17 protein-coding genes are annotated in these 13,388 nt (G+C 32.3%); 14 read left to right on the top strand and 3 right to left on the bottom strand.

Annotated features, from left to right (window positions below; all coding sequences use genetic code 11):
- Window positions 1-46 precede the first annotated feature (46 nt).
- Window positions 47-1,237, top strand: a complete 1,191-nt coding sequence (locus V6624_RS23350) for a DUF5009 domain-containing protein (RefSeq protein WP_338840408.1) — start codon at window positions 47-49, stop codon at window positions 1,235-1,237.
- A gap of 121 nt (window positions 1,238-1,358) precedes the next feature.
- On the opposite strand, the gene V6624_RS23345 is transcribed toward V6624_RS23350, so the two are convergent.
- Complete coding sequence (locus V6624_RS23345) at window positions 1,359-1,601, bottom strand: hypothetical protein (protein ID WP_162614994.1); 243 nt, start codon at window positions 1,599-1,601, stop codon at window positions 1,359-1,361.
- A gap of 89 nt (window positions 1,602-1,690) precedes the next feature.
- Here V6624_RS23345 and V6624_RS23340 point away from each other — a divergent pair, with 89 nt between their 5' ends.
- The 13 genes from V6624_RS23340 (at window position 1,691) to V6624_RS23280 (ending at window position 11,688) form a co-directional block, all read left to right on the top strand.
- On the top strand, window positions 1,691-2,872 hold the full coding sequence (locus V6624_RS23340) for a BamA/TamA family outer membrane protein (protein WP_338840407.1): 1,182 nt from the start codon (window positions 1,691-1,693) through the stop codon (window positions 2,870-2,872).
- Window positions 2,873-2,902: 30 nt separating this feature from the next.
- A complete protein-coding gene (locus V6624_RS23335; protein ID WP_338840406.1) occupies window positions 2,903-4,066 on the top strand; it encodes a glycosyltransferase family 2 protein in 1,164 nt (387 codons plus the stop codon).
- Window positions 4,067-4,150: 84 nt separating this feature from the next.
- Window positions 4,151-5,524 carry a dihydrolipoamide acetyltransferase family protein gene (locus tag V6624_RS23330; protein ID WP_338840405.1) on the top strand — a complete coding sequence of 458 codons (1,374 nt, stop codon included), beginning with the start codon at window positions 4,151-4,153 and terminating at the stop codon, window positions 5,522-5,524.
- 219 nt (window positions 5,525-5,743) lie between these two features.
- Window positions 5,744-6,514, top strand: a complete 771-nt coding sequence (locus tag V6624_RS23325; protein WP_338840404.1) for a 3'-5' exonuclease — start codon at window positions 5,744-5,746, stop codon at window positions 6,512-6,514.
- 90 nt (window positions 6,515-6,604) lie between these two features.
- Window positions 6,605-7,216: a fumarylacetoacetate hydrolase family protein gene (locus V6624_RS23320; RefSeq protein ID WP_111289096.1), complete on the top strand. Its 612-nt coding sequence runs from the start codon at window positions 6,605-6,607 to the stop codon at window positions 7,214-7,216.
- On the top strand, window positions 7,216-7,560 hold the full coding sequence (locus V6624_RS23315; protein ID WP_008468078.1) for an Hpt domain-containing protein: 345 nt from the start codon (window positions 7,216-7,218) through the stop codon (window positions 7,558-7,560). The genes V6624_RS23320 and V6624_RS23315 overlap by 1 nt, the downstream gene beginning before the upstream one ends.
- A gap of 179 nt (window positions 7,561-7,739) precedes the next feature.
- Complete coding sequence (locus V6624_RS23310) at window positions 7,740-8,993, top strand: CinA family nicotinamide mononucleotide deamidase-related protein (protein WP_338840403.1); 1,254 nt, start codon at window positions 7,740-7,742, stop codon at window positions 8,991-8,993.
- A 71-nt stretch (window positions 8,994-9,064) separates the two neighbouring features.
- Window positions 9,065-9,301 carry a 50S ribosomal protein L28 gene (gene rpmB, locus V6624_RS23305; RefSeq protein WP_008468080.1) on the top strand — a complete coding sequence of 79 codons (237 nt, stop codon included), beginning with the start codon at window positions 9,065-9,067 and terminating at the stop codon, window positions 9,299-9,301.
- Between the two features lie 27 nt (window positions 9,302-9,328).
- Window positions 9,329-9,511, top strand: coding sequence for a 50S ribosomal protein L33 (rpmG, locus tag V6624_RS23300; protein ID WP_011963553.1), 183 nt, complete (start codon window positions 9,329-9,331; stop codon window positions 9,509-9,511).
- Between the two features lie 77 nt (window positions 9,512-9,588).
- Window positions 9,589-9,741, top strand: coding sequence for a DUF4295 domain-containing protein (locus V6624_RS23295; RefSeq protein ID WP_070261881.1), 153 nt, complete (start codon window positions 9,589-9,591; stop codon window positions 9,739-9,741).
- A 188-nt stretch (window positions 9,742-9,929) separates the two neighbouring features.
- A complete protein-coding gene (gene ftsY / locus V6624_RS23290; protein ID WP_338840398.1) occupies window positions 9,930-10,883 on the top strand; it encodes a signal recognition particle-docking protein FtsY in 954 nt (317 codons plus the stop codon).
- Window positions 10,884-10,889: 6 nt separating this feature from the next.
- Window positions 10,890-11,054 carry a hypothetical protein gene (locus tag V6624_RS23285; RefSeq protein WP_204251693.1) on the top strand — a complete coding sequence of 55 codons (165 nt, stop codon included), beginning with the start codon at window positions 10,890-10,892 and terminating at the stop codon, window positions 11,052-11,054.
- A 37-nt stretch (window positions 11,055-11,091) separates the two neighbouring features.
- The gene (locus V6624_RS23280) at window positions 11,092-11,688 is read left to right on the top strand and encodes a Zn-dependent protease (RefSeq protein ID WP_111289090.1); all 597 of its coding nucleotides are present in this window, start codon (window positions 11,092-11,094) and stop codon (window positions 11,686-11,688) included.
- Window positions 11,689-11,698: 10 nt separating this feature from the next.
- Here the strand turns inward: V6624_RS23280 and V6624_RS23275 are convergent, their stop codons facing one another.
- Complete coding sequence (locus tag V6624_RS23275; protein ID WP_111289088.1) at window positions 11,699-12,769, bottom strand: serine hydrolase domain-containing protein; 1,071 nt, start codon at window positions 12,767-12,769, stop codon at window positions 11,699-11,701.
- 84 nt (window positions 12,770-12,853) lie between these two features.
- Complete coding sequence (locus V6624_RS23270) at window positions 12,854-13,384, bottom strand: hypothetical protein (RefSeq protein WP_111289086.1); 531 nt, start codon at window positions 13,382-13,384, stop codon at window positions 12,854-12,856.
- Window positions 13,385-13,388: the final 4 nt, after the last annotated feature.

The following is a 13,388-nucleotide window of genomic DNA, read 5'->3' as shown; positions in this document are numbered from 1 at the left end:
TTTAGAATTATGTTATATTTGATTTTTAGTAAAAAAGTAAAAAATTATGAAAATAAAAGAGAATCTGTTTAATCAGCGGATCATTTCTATAGATGCTTTGCGTGGAATTACCATTTTTGTGATGATTTTTGTAAACGAACTGGCAAGTATTAGTAATGTCCCGCAATGGATGAAACATATGCCAGCTGATGCAGATGCAATGACTTTTGTTGATTTAGTTTTTCCTGCTTTTTTATTCATTGTCGGAATGTCGATTCCGTTTGCTTTTAATGCCAGATTGATAAAAGGCGATAGCCCGAAAACAATCTGGACACACACGCTAAAAAGAGCATTGGCACTTATAATAATTGGTGTTTTTATGGTTAATGCCGAATATGGTTACGATGCTTCAAAAATGATTATTGAGCCAGCATTTTGGGCATTATTGGCTTACGCAATGCCAATTCCAATTTGGAACAAATACCCAAAAGATTTTCCTGTTTGGTTGAAAAATGTATTGCAATATGGCGGAATTTTAGTTCTTATTGCGCTTTACTTTTTATATATTCAAGATACTGGAGAAAGAGGAATGACGCCAAAATGGTGGGGAATTCTAGGTTTGATTGGTTGGGCGTATTTATTTACAGTAATTTACTATTGGCTGGTTTCAGGAAATTTATGGGCAATGATCGGATTTTTAATTTTTTCTGTCGCAATGAATTCTCTTAATTTAACCGAAAACTCTTTTGTTCAAAATACGTCATGGCTTAGTTTTATTGCCGGACATCTTACACATGCTTCTTTAGCTTCAGCTGGAGTAGTAATTTCACTATTGTTTTTCGATAGAAAAATCAGTTCAAAAATTAATTGGCCGGTAATTGGGTTTATTGTTTTGTTTACGCTGACAGCAATTTTACTTCGTCCGTATTTCGGAATTTCAAAAATAAAAGGAACGCCTTCTTGGACCATGTTTTCAGCAGCAATTTGCACAGTTTTGTTCTATTTTCTGTATTGGCTGATGGAAGTTAAAAAACAAACCAAATGGAGCGAATTTTTCATGCCTGCAGCAGCAAATCCGTTATTGATTTATATTTTGCCAGGTGTTATTTATTATTTCTGTAAGCTTATAAATTTTCATATTATTCCAGGATATTTCAGAGTAGGTGTTCCGGGAATTCTGTGGTCCTTAGTATTTTCGATAATTATGCTTTTTGTAATGAAAATTCTAAATAGATATAAAATTCAGATGCAATTATAGTTTTATTGAAACTATTTTTTTAATGCAAAGAATTTTTGAGAGAATGTTTTAACGCAAAGTACGCAAAGATTTTTTCGCAAAGGGAGCAAAGTTTTTTAAGTGCGTTTTACAAAGGGTAAGTTCACAAAGCTTTGTGAGCTTTGTATTTTTTTAAAATATTTATCTCAAATTCTTTGTGCACTTTGCGAAAAAATCTTTGCGTACTTTGCGTTAAAATTATATTTACGAGATCTATTTCTTTTTTTTGATCGCTTACCGAAAAACCAAAGATTACAATCAATGGAAGAAAAATACAAAGGCGAAATATATTTAAGGTTTTCAAAATCAAACAATTTAGTGTTTCAAATATAACTTTTTGATTCATTAGAAATTCTTTTTTATTCACCCAAAATTTTGACTGTTATTCTTAATAAAATTTTAAATTTGTAAGAGACGGTTTTTAAAATATTGTGTGTGAGTGGTTTAAAAATTAAATACTTCTTAGTTTTATTTTTAATAGGATCGTTTTGTCAGGCTCAAAATGATAGCACAGACGTGGGTACGCGAGATATCTTAGATGTTATTCATCGGGTTTTTGACAAACAAGATACTATTCGTCCAGAAAGAAAAAGGAAACTGACTTTTTCTTTGTTGCCAGTTCCTGTTGGAGTTAATTCTAGCACTGGTTTGGTTGTTTCTTTTTTGACTACATTTTATTTAGGCGATCCCGAAACGACCAGAATGTCTCAGATTACTTTTTCACCTTATTTTAGTTTTAGCAAACAATTTGTATTTCCAATTCAATCTTATATTTATTCGAAGGATAATAAATGGAGTCTTATTGGAGATTATCGTTATATGATTTATCCACAACTCACTTATGGCTTGGGAGAACACGATTCTAAAGAAGAAATGTCAACACTCGATTATCAGCAATGGCGTTTTTATCAGTTTATAACGAGGCAAATTGTTGGTAATTATCGACTTGGAGTTGGTTTTCTGTTGGATAATTATAAGAACATTTCGGAAGAATCTTATATAGACGGCGAAACGGATTATTACAAATATATGAATGGAGATTATTCTAACGAAACTTCGTTTGGGTTTGCATTTCAAGGTCTTTACGATTCTAGAGAAAACATTATTAATCCTGAAAAAGGTTTATATGTCGAAGCCGATTTCCGAATTAATACCAGCGGAGTTGAGGGCGATAAATGGCAGTCTTTGTATTTTGATGCCAGAAAATATCATTCTTTTAGCAAAACCAAACATCGGGTTTGGGCCTCTAGAGCTTTTTTTTGGTCAACGTTTGGAGGAAAACCTCATTATTTAGATCTGCCAAGTATAGGCTGGGATCGCGAAGGAAAAACGGGCCGCGGATTTACTAAAAACAGATATAGAAGTAATGCGTTGGCTTATTTTGAAACTGAATATCGAACAGACATTAGCCGAAACGGTTTTTTTGGAGCAGTTTTTTTTACCAATGTTTCTTCAGTCTCAAGAATAGATACTTATCAATTTAGAAAATGGAATCCCGCTGTGGGAACTGGAATCCGCATAAAATGGAATAAAAGAAACGGAAGTAATTTAGCTTTGGATTACGGAATTAGTAAAAACGATTGGTCACTTCGTTTGGGGTTATCAGAAAATTTCTAACTTCGGCCAAAATCTACAGAATCAATATTCATGCAATTATCGGTTGTTATTCTCAATTATAATGTGCGTTACTTTCTAGAACAATGCGTTTTAAGTGTTCAGGAAGCAATTGCATCAATCGATGCTGAAATTATTGTAGTGGATAATAATTCATCAGACGAAAGTGTTTTGATGATGAAAGAAAAATTTCCAGACATAAAATTGATTGAAAACAAAGAGAATTTTGGTTTTCCAAAAGGCAATAATATTGGTGTTCGTCAAGCGAAAGGAAAGTACATCTGTATTTTAAACCCAGATACCGTTGTTGCAGAAGATACTTTTACAAAGATTCTGGCTTTCGCCGAAAGGCAAAACAATCTCGGAATCATTGGCTGTAAACTAATTGACGGAACAGGAGAATTTCTTCCAGAAAGCAAACGCGGTGTTCCAACGCCTTGGGTTTCCTTCACAAAAATTTTCGGATTGTATAAAATCTTTCCTAAAACCAGACTTTTTAATCAATATTATGCGCAGCATTTAAATGAAAATCAAACTGGAAAAGTGGATATTTTAGTTGGCGCTTTTATGTTTTTAGAAAGAAAACTATATGAAGATTTAAATGGTTTTGATGAAGATTGTTTCATGTATGCTGACGATATTGATTTGTCTTATCGCGCGTTGCTGAAAGAAAAGACAAACTATTATTTTCATGAAACAACTGTTTTGCATTATAAAGGAGAAAGCACAATAAAAGACGAAAAATATATGCTTCATTTTCAGGAAGCAATGAATTTCTTTTATCAGAAGCATTTTAAGAAACCATTGTTTTTTAGTTTTTTTATCCAAATCGGAACTTGGTTTTTCTCTTTTGTAAAAATGTTTCAAGGTAAAACTAGAATAAAACCGAATCCAGAATCGTATGTTTTTTATTCTTTAAATGAAGATTTCTCTCAAAAATTAGCTTTAACTTTAAAAAATAAAGTAAGCTTTTTAGAAATCCCGAAAGAAAAAATGGTAAATTCGTGCCTGATTTTTAAGGGAAAAAAGGTCGAAATCATTTTGGATAATCGATACATTTCGTTTAAAAAATGTATCGAAATCATAGAAACTCTTAAAGATAAGAGTATTACTTTTAAAATTTTACCCAAAAATGCCCATTTTATTATTGGAAGCGATTCCAGAAATGATAGAGGGCAAATTGTAAAAATTGAGTAAAAAATTATATTAAGTGTAATTTATGTTTAAAATATTCGTTAATTTCGCAATCTGAAAATCAAAAACATCTTTTAGATTAACAATATGGCAAGATTTGAATTAAAGCTTCCTAAAATGGGAGAAAGTGTCGCTGAAGCAACTATTACAAATTGGTTGAAAGAAGTTGGAGACAAAATTGAGGCTGATGAAGCCGTACTCGAAATTGCAACAGATAAAGTTGACAGCGAAGTGCCTAGCGAAGTATCAGGAATTTTAGTTGAGCAATTGTTTGGTAAAGATGATTTAGTGCAAGTAGGACAGACTATTGCAATTATTGAAACTGAAGGAGGAGATGCTCCAACTGCAGTAGCAAATACTGTAGAGGAAATAGCTGCGCCAGCGGAAGCTGCTGAAATTGAAAAAACAATTGAAGCGGTTAAAGAAACGGTAGCAACTTCTCAGGATTTCTCAGCATCAGATAAATTCTTTTCTCCATTAGTAAAAAATATTGCAAAAGAAGAAGGCGTTTCTTTAAACGAACTTGAAAATATTGCTGGTTCAGGAAAAGATGGACGAGTAACGAAAGAAGATATTCTAAAATATGTAGAAGATCGTAAATCAGGTTCTGTTCAAGCGCCACAAACAGTTGAAGCGGCTCCAAAAGTAGTTGTTGAAACTCCTAAAGTTGAAGCTCCAAAAGCTGAAACTCCAAAAGCTGTTGAACCTGTTGCTCAAAAAAGCCAACAAGCAGTTCCAGTTTCTGTAAACGGGGGCGATGAAATTGTGGAAATGGATAGAATGCGTAAACTGATTTCAGGTTATATGGTAGCTTCAGTTCAAACTTCGGCTCACGTACAATCTTTTATTGAGGTAGACGTAACAAATATTGTAAAATGGAGAGATAAAGTTAAAACGGCTTTCGAAAAAAGAGAAGGTGAGAAATTGACTTTTACTCCAATTATGATGGAAGCTGTTGCAAAAGCTTTGAAAGATTTCCCTGGAATGAATATTTCTGTTGACGGAGATTATATCATTAAAAAGAAAAATATCAATTTAGGAATGGCAGCGGCATTGCCAAACGGAAATTTAATTGTTCCTGTTATTAAAAATGCAGATCAATTGAATTTGGTTGGAATGGCAAAAGCGGTTAACGATTTAGGTAACCGTGCAAAAGCTGGAAAACTAAAACCAGACGATACGCAAGGCGGAACTTATACGGTAACAAATGTTGGTACTTTTGGAAGTGTTTTTGGAACGCCGATTATCAATCAGCCGCAAGTTGGAATTTTAGCACTTGGGGCAATTCGTAAAGTGCCTGCGGTTATCGAAACTCCAGAAGGAGATTTCATTGGAATTCGCCAAAAAATGTTCTTGTCTCACTCTTATGATCATAGAGTTGTTGATGGAGCGCTTGGAGGAAGTTTTGTGAAAAGAGTAGCAGAATATTTAGAAGCTTTTGATGTAGATAGAGATTTCTAAAAATCAATTATAAATAAATTCAAATCCGATAGGTTTTAAACTTGTCGGATTTTTTTTGTTTTGTAAGAAAAGAATTAAGTAGAAATGCGTAGTCTCGTGTAGGACTTATTTTTGAAAAGTTAAAATTAGGATTTGAAAGCATTTTTCGACAAAAAAAATCAGAATAAAGGAAGATATTCGGCTTTAAAAATTACATTTGTAAACTTATAAAAATTAGAAATGGAATTAAAACTTAACAAACCAATTTGCTTTTTTGATCTCGAAACAACGGGAATTGATATCGGTAAAGATAGAATCGTAGAAATTTCAATATTCAAAGTTTTTCCTAACGGAAACAAAGAAAGTAAAACCTGGCTGGTTAATCCAACAATTCCAATTCCTCCACAAACAACTGCAGTTCATGGTATAACTGATGAAAAAGTAGCCAACGAACCAACTTTTGCAGAACTTGCACCGCACATTCATAACATGATTAAAGACAGTGATTTGGGCGGATTTAATTCAGATCGTTTTGATATTCCGCTTCTAGCTGAAGAATTGCTTCGTGCGGGAGTTGATTTTGATATGAAGAACAAAGTTTCTGTAGATGTTCAAACAATTTTTCATAAAATGGAAGAGCGTACTTTAAGTGCGGCTTTGAAGTTTTATTGTGGAAAAAGCTTGGACAACGCCCATTCAGCTGAAGCGGATACAATGGCAACTTATGAAATTTTAAAAGCGCAATTAGATCGTTATCCAGAATTAGAAAATGATATGAAATCATTATCTGAATTTACAACTCGTAAAAAAATCGCCGATTTTGCAGGAATGATTGCTTTTGATCAAGATGGCGAAGAAATTTTTACTTTTGGAAAACATAAAGGTGCAAAAGTGTATAAAGTTCTAGAAACAGAACCAGGATATTTCAGCTGGATTCAAAATGCTGATTTTCCGTTGTACACCAAAAAAGTTTTGACAGCAATTAAATTGAGAAAATTAAATACCAAGTAAGTTTCTAAGATGCTAAGATTCTGAGTTTCTAAGTTTTTTTTTAGTTTCTTAGTAGCTTAGCATCTTAGTATCTTAGCAACTTAAAAAAGAATGAAGATTATCTGTGTCGGCAGGAATTATGCCAATCATATTGAGGAATTAAAAAACGAGCGTCCAAGTGAACCGGTGGTTTTTATGAAACCAGATTCTGCGGTTTTGTTGAAGCAGCATCCGTTTGTAATTCCAGAGTTTTCTGAAGATGTTCATCATGAAGTTGAAATAATCGTAAAGATTAATAAAGTCGGAAAATATATTGAGCCAAAATTTGCTCATAAATATTATGATGAAATTAGTGTCGGAATTGATTTTACGGCTCGCGATTTACAAAGTAAACTAAAAGAAAAAGGACTTCCGTGGGAAAAAGCCAAGGCATTTGACGGTTCGGCGGTTATTGGTGATTTTTTACCAAAAACTGATTTTGTTTCTATGGAAAATCTTAATTTTGAATTAAGAAGCAATTCAGAAACAGTTCAAAAAGGAAACTCAAGTATGATGCTTTGGAAAATTGATGAATTGATTTCTCATGTATCTCAGTTTTTTACATTAAAAATTGGAGATATTATTTTTACAGGAACGCCAGCAGGTGTTGCGGCTGTAAAACCAAATGATGTTTTAGAAGGCTTTTTAGAAGATAAAAAATTATTCAGAATACAAGTAAAATAATGGCTTTAAAATACAACCTTTCGAAAGTATATGCGCTTTCAGATAACGATCCTGAATTTGTAAATCAAATTTTAACTTTATTTGTTACAGAAGTTCCAGAAGATTTAAAACAAATCAAAGAGGGAATTAAGAAAAAGGATCATAAATATGCTTATTCATACGCACATAAAATAAAGCCAACTTTAGATTTAATGGGGCTAAATGTGGCTTTTGAAGAAATCTTGCAAGTTGAAGCGTGGACAAAAGCTGAAGGCAAGAAAAAAGACATTATCGAAACTTTTAAAAGTATTAAAGTACAAGTAAAAGAAGCGATTAAAGAAATTAAAAAAGACTTTGATCTTTAATATAAAATTTGACTTATTCCTTCTATTTAAATAAGGAATAAGTCAAAATCATTTTTAAATTTTGTAAGCGGCTTATAGTTTGTAAAAGCCTTTAATACCTTCCTCCAAGACAAAATTTAAATTTTCTACTTATAAATTTATAGCTTACTTAATGTAAGAAACTAAAATATTTCACTGATATGAAGGCAGCAATTATCACTATTGGAGATGAGATTTTAATTGGTCAAATCGTAGATACAAATTCGGCTTTTATTGCTAAATCATTAGATCGAATTGGGGTTGAGGTAGTAGAAATGCTATCCATCAGCGACGACAAAAAACATATTCTAGATACTTTTGCTCAATTGCAAAACAAGGTAGATGTTGTGATAGTGACAGGCGGATTAGGTCCGACAAAAGACGACGTTACAAAGAAAACATTTTGCGAATACTTTAATGATGAGTTAGTTGTAGATCAAAAAGTTTTAGCGCACGTAACAGAATTGATTGAAGGTTTTTATAAAAGACCAATTTCTCAACTGAATAAAGATCAGGCTTTAGTTCCGTCAACTTGTACAGTATTGCATAATAAAGTTGGAACTGCGCCAGGGATGTGGATGAAAAAAGAGGATACAGTTTTTATTTCGCTTCCAGGAGTTCCTTATGAAATGAAATATTTGGTCGAAGAAGAAATAATTCCAAAAATAGTGCGCGAATACAAACGCCCATATATTATTCATAAAACTATTTTGACTTATGGTCAGGGCGAAAGTTTAGTTGCAGAACGTATTGAACAATGGGAAAATAATCTTCCAGAATTTATAAAACTGGCTTATTTGCCAAATCCAGGAAGAGTTCGTCTGCGTTTGACAGCAAGAGGAACAAATAAAGAAGAATTAGAAGAAGCAATAGAATCTAATGTCCAATCTTTAGATGCTATAATTCATGATATAATTGTAGGTTACGAAGAAAACGAAACAATTGAAACGGTAATAGGAAAACTGCTTTCTAAACAAAATAAAACAATCTCGACAGCAGAAAGTTGTACAGGAGGAAGAATTGCTTCATTGCTGTCATCTGTTCCAGGTTCGTCAAATTATTTTAAAGGAAGTATTGTTTCTTATGCGACAGAAGTAAAAGTAAATGTTTTGGGAGTTTCACAAAATATAATTGATCAATTTTCTGTTGTAAGCGCTGAGGTCGCATCGGCTCTGGCTTTGAGTGTTAAAGATTTGCTTAAAACGGACTATGCGATTGCTACGACAGGCAATGCAGGTCCTTCAAAAGGTGATTCAGATGCTGAAATAGGTGCTGTTTTTATAGCTTTGGCAACACCAAACGGAGTAATTGTTGAAGAATTTAACTTCGGACAACCGCGTGAAAAAGTGATAGATAGGGCATCTGTCAAGAGTTTAGAAATTTTGCAGAAAGAAATTTTAAAAATTGTGCAATAATTTTTTGCTACAATGGTTTATTTTTCTTTTCTTTGCACCCTGATTTTGAATAACGATAAAAGATAAGTATAATGTCAAGAGTTTGTGACCTTACAGGTAAAAGAGCGATGGTAGGAAATAACGTTTCTCACGCTATGAACAAAACTAAGAGAAAGTTTTCTGTAAACTTAGTTAAAAAGCGTTTTTATCTTCCAGAAGAAGATAGATGGATTACTCTTAGAGTAGCAGCATCTACGATAAAAACAATTAATAAAAATGGAATCACTGCAGTTTTGAAAAAAGCGCAGTCAGAAGGATTTATCAAATAATCTTTTCCTAAATAAATATATAGCAAGATGGCAAAGAAAGGTAATAGAATCCAAGTAATTTTAGAATGTACTGAACACAAAGCTTCTGGTGTTGCAGGAACTTCTAGATATATTACAACTAAGAACAAAAAAAATACTCCAGACAGATTAGAGATTAAAAAATTTAATCCAGTTTTGAAAAGAGTAACTGTTCACAAAGAAATTAAGTAATAATTAGAGATTTTTATAAATCTCAAATGGTTTAGCCATTTCGAGTTTTATGAAAAACTTCAAATAACATTTGAATCATGGCAAAGAAAACCGTAGCATCGTTACAAACAGCTTCTAAGAGATTGTCAAAAGCCATCAAAATGGTAAAATCTCCTAAAACTGGTGCATATACATTCGTAGAATCTATTATGGCTCCTGAAGAAGTTGATGAATTCTTGAAAAAGAAATAATTACAATTACATTATATAGAAAAGCTACTTTCATTCGGAAGTAGCTTTTTTATTATCTATATTTGTCTAAAAATTTAAAGAATCGTAACAATTGGTCTTTTTTTGAGAAACAATTACACTTTCTTTAAAGATTTGGATTTCTTGTCTGAAAATCAAGAAATCTAGTAAATCTAAATAATCTACAAAAAATGAGTTTTTTTAAAAAATTATTCTCTACCGAAAAAAAAGAGACTTTAGACAAAGGTCTTGAAAAAACAAAAACTACTTTTTTCTCGAAGTTAAGCAAAGCTGTTGCTGGAAAATCTAAAGTTGATGATGATGTTTTAGATGATTTAGAAGAAGTTCTTGTGGCTTCGGATGTTGGTGTAAATACAACTTTGAAAATTATTTCAAGAATCGAAAAGCGTGTTTCTGAAGATAAATATTTAGGAACAGATGAATTAAATCAGATTCTTCGTGATGAAATTGGTGCTTTGTTATCTGAAACTAATACAGGTGAGGCAACAGAATTTGAAATTCCGAAAGATAAAAAACCTTATGTTTTAATGGTTGTTGGAGTAAATGGAGTAGGTAAAACAACAACGATTGGTAAATTGGCTTATCAATTTAAAAAAGCGGGGTATAATGTTGTTTTAGGTGCTGCAGATACATTCCGTGCTGCTGCGATCGATCAATTGCAAGTTTGGGCAGATCGTGTAAATGTGCCTATTGTAAGACAGCAAATGGGAAGTGATCCTGCTTCTGTAGCTTTTGATACTTTGCAATCTGCAGTTGCTCAAAATGCTGATGTTGTAATTATTGATACAGCGGGTCGTCTTCATAATAAAATCAACTTAATGAACGAATTGACAAAAGTAAAACGTGTAATGCAGAAAGTTGTTGCTGATGCTCCTCACGATGTGCTTTTAGTTTTAGATGGTTCTACAGGTCAAAATGCTTTTGAACAAGCGAAACAATTTACAGCTGCTACAGAGGTTACTTCGTTGGCTGTTACTAAATTGGACGGAACGGCAAAAGGTGGAGTTGTGATTGGAATTTCAGATCAATTTCAAATTCCAGTAAAATATATTGGTGTTGGCGAAGGAATTGAAGATTTACAAGTTTTCAATAAATATGAATTCGTTGACAGTTTCTTTAAATAATTTATAATGAAAAATATATCGGCTATTACATTCTATTTTGCCAGTGTAGTATGTTTTGTTTTTGCAAACTTATTGAAAGATAATAATCTTTCAGTGTATTATGTGTTGCTGGTAGTCGGAATTATTTTGTTCTTTTTAGGAGTTCTTAAAAGAATAAAAACCAATAGATAATCTTCAAAAATATAACAACTTTATCGAATTTGCTTTTATGAAATATGGTGTTTTGATTTTACTATTTGGCTTGTTCTCATGTGTAAATAGGAATAATGAAAATGCGATAAAAGCTCAGAAAGTTATTGTTATTCAACCTTTAGGCAATTTTCAGCAAAAACAAACTCAAAAGGTTTTTGCTGAAATTAAAGCTATTAATCCGAAAGTAGTTTTGATGGAAAATATTGACTTTCCTGAAAAATCTTTTTATAAACCTAGAAACAGGTATCGGGCTGATAGCATTATTAAAAACCTAAAAAATAATATAGGAAAGGATTCTGTAATTGTTGGATTGTCTCATTTTGATATAAGTACAACAAAAAACAGGATAAAAGATTGGGGTATAATGGGTTTGGGTTATAGACCTGGAAAAGCTTGTGTTGTTTCTGATTTTAGATTGTCTCGAAAAAATAAAAACGAACAGTTTTATAAACTGGTTTTGCACGAATTAGGGCATACCGAAGGTCTGCCACATTGTAAAATACAAACTTGTTTAATGCGTGATGCCGAGGGGCGTAATCCTTTTAATCAAGAAAAAAGCTTCTGCAAGGATTGCAAAAGCTTTTTGAAAAGTAAAGGATGGCAATTGATTTAAATTGCTAGTTTTATTGATACAAAGCATTAATTTTCTGCCATAATGTTTTGTCAAAATCTGATAAAGCAAGATTTTCATCATCTGCAGCATCTCCCATTCTTACAATAACCATTTTCTTGCTCGGAACAACATATATTTTTTGGTCATTTTTCCCTAAAGCCATAAACATATCACTCGGTCCAGTTGGAATTACACTTCCTTGAAAAGTTAATTGCGATTGTGGTAAATGATAAGAAGTTTTTCCGTTTAACCACCATAAATATCCATACCCTAAATTGATGTCTTGAGAAGTTGCAGTTGCTTCGTTAAAGAAAGATTCATTTAGAATTGTAGTATTATCCCATTTTCCTTTATTAAGCATTAGTAATCCAAAACGCGCCATACTTCTTGTTGTGCTTGTATAAACGCTATTTACACCAAGTTGAACCCAATTGCCGTCCATTCCAATTTTGTCTCTTAATTTAGTGTTGAAATAATCCTTCCAAGTTTTTCCACTTGCTTTTTCTACAACATCTTGAAGTTTTACATAAACATTATGGTAAGCCCATCTTTTTCCTGCATCGGCTTTGTATATTAAGTCTTCTGGATCGACTTCGTCTGAAGTGTCATCAATTCCAGAAGTCATAGTTAGTAAGTGTTTGCAGGTAATTTGGTTTTCTTGAGCAAGAGTTTCGCTTGTCCAGCCCGTTCCAAGATAATCAGAAACTTTATTGTTAATGTTTAAAAGACCTTCTTGCTGAGCAATTCCTGTCATTGTTGATGTTAATGTTTTTCCTGCACTAGCCCAATACCAGTTTGTTGTTGCGGTGTGTTTGTTAAAATAATTTTCTAAAACAATTCGGCCGTTTACTAAAATGATAAACGATTTTGAATTTTTGAGTTCTAAATAATCTAAAAGTGGTTGTACAGCACTTTGGTTCCATTTTAGGTCAGAAATAGATTTTGTTTCCCAAGTTGTTCCTGTTAATGGAGGAAAATACATTGTTTCTTCTGGATTTGGAACAGGATCAGGTTCAGATGAGTCTTTGCTGCAGGCTGTAAAAAATAGTGCTAACAAGATTGTGAAAATTGATTTGGTCATGTTTTTGGTTTTAGTTTGGGGTTTGACCAAAAATATGCAAAAAAGTTTAATCTGTTAAGGAACTTATTTTTAGATTTATATAGACTATAGAGTAGTTTTTTCTTCGTTTAATTCCCATTTAGTGCCGTCATTATAGACAATGTAATAAACGGTGACCTTAATGATTTTATCTGCATCTGTTGAGAAATCTTCCCAAATTTCTGATTTGGTTTCTCCAGGTTTTATTAAACGAGTTATATTTCCTTTAAAATTTCCTTCACCATAAAAATAATTGCCGCTTGCAGGGTCTTCAAATGCGTTGATGCAAAACCACTTAAGTTTTATAGCTTTAATCATTTTTTTGCTAGAATTCTTGTAAACTATTTTGATATTCTTATGATGAGAATAACTATTGTCTAATAGTGTTGCTTTAATGATCTTTATTGGGAAATCTTCTGAATTTGTGCTTTTTGAGATGTTTTTTTTTGTAGAAAGAGTATCTGTTTTACTAGGTTTGCTCTCGTTTTCTTTTGAATGTTTTTCAGATTTATTGAAAGCTTTTTTTTCTTGTTTTGGCTGATAACATTTTGAAAATAAAAATATAGTGCTAAAAACTAGTAGTAATATTTTTTTCATTTTT

It is taken from the genome of Flavobacterium ginsenosidimutans, from assembly GCF_037478105.1.
Classification (GTDB): Bacteria; Bacteroidota; Bacteroidia; order Flavobacteriales; family Flavobacteriaceae; genus Flavobacterium; species Flavobacterium ginsenosidimutans.
This window is presented reverse-complemented; position numbering and strand designations above follow the sequence as displayed.

Excerpts from the sequence above, each read along its gene's own strand:
- V6624_RS23350 (WP_338840408.1), top strand. The coding sequence starts at position 47 with ATGAAAATAAAAGAGAATCTGTTTAATCAGCGGATCATTTCTATAGAT.
- V6624_RS23345 (WP_162614994.1), bottom strand. The coding sequence starts at position 1,601 with ATGAATCAAAAAGTTATATTTGAAACACTAAATTGTTTGATTTTGAAA.
- V6624_RS23335 (WP_338840406.1), top strand. The coding sequence starts at position 2,903 with ATGCAATTATCGGTTGTTATTCTCAATTATAATGTGCGTTACTTTCTA.
- V6624_RS23330 (WP_338840405.1), top strand. The coding sequence starts at position 4,151 with ATGGCAAGATTTGAATTAAAGCTTCCTAAAATGGGAGAAAGTGTCGCT.
- V6624_RS23325 (WP_338840404.1), top strand. The coding sequence starts at position 5,744 with ATGGAATTAAAACTTAACAAACCAATTTGCTTTTTTGATCTCGAAACA.
- V6624_RS23320 (WP_111289096.1), top strand. The coding sequence starts at position 6,605 with ATGAAGATTATCTGTGTCGGCAGGAATTATGCCAATCATATTGAGGAA.
- V6624_RS23315 (WP_008468078.1), top strand. The coding sequence starts at position 7,216 with ATGGCTTTAAAATACAACCTTTCGAAAGTATATGCGCTTTCAGATAAC.
- V6624_RS23310 (WP_338840403.1), top strand. The coding sequence starts at position 7,740 with ATGAAGGCAGCAATTATCACTATTGGAGATGAGATTTTAATTGGTCAA.
- rpmB (WP_008468080.1), top strand. The coding sequence starts at position 9,065 with ATGTCAAGAGTTTGTGACCTTACAGGTAAAAGAGCGATGGTAGGAAAT.
- rpmG (WP_011963553.1), top strand. The coding sequence starts at position 9,329 with ATGGCAAAGAAAGGTAATAGAATCCAAGTAATTTTAGAATGTACTGAA.
- V6624_RS23295 (WP_070261881.1), top strand. The coding sequence starts at position 9,589 with ATGGCAAAGAAAACCGTAGCATCGTTACAAACAGCTTCTAAGAGATTG.
- ftsY (WP_338840398.1), top strand. The coding sequence starts at position 9,930 with ATGAGTTTTTTTAAAAAATTATTCTCTACCGAAAAAAAAGAGACTTTA.
- V6624_RS23285 (WP_204251693.1), top strand. The coding sequence starts at position 10,890 with ATGAAAAATATATCGGCTATTACATTCTATTTTGCCAGTGTAGTATGT.
- V6624_RS23280 (WP_111289090.1), top strand. The coding sequence starts at position 11,092 with ATGAAATATGGTGTTTTGATTTTACTATTTGGCTTGTTCTCATGTGTA.
- V6624_RS23275 (WP_111289088.1), bottom strand. The coding sequence starts at position 12,769 with ATGACCAAATCAATTTTCACAATCTTGTTAGCACTATTTTTTACAGCC.
- V6624_RS23270 (WP_111289086.1), bottom strand. The coding sequence starts at position 13,384 with ATGAAAAAAATATTACTACTAGTTTTTAGCACTATATTTTTATTTTCA.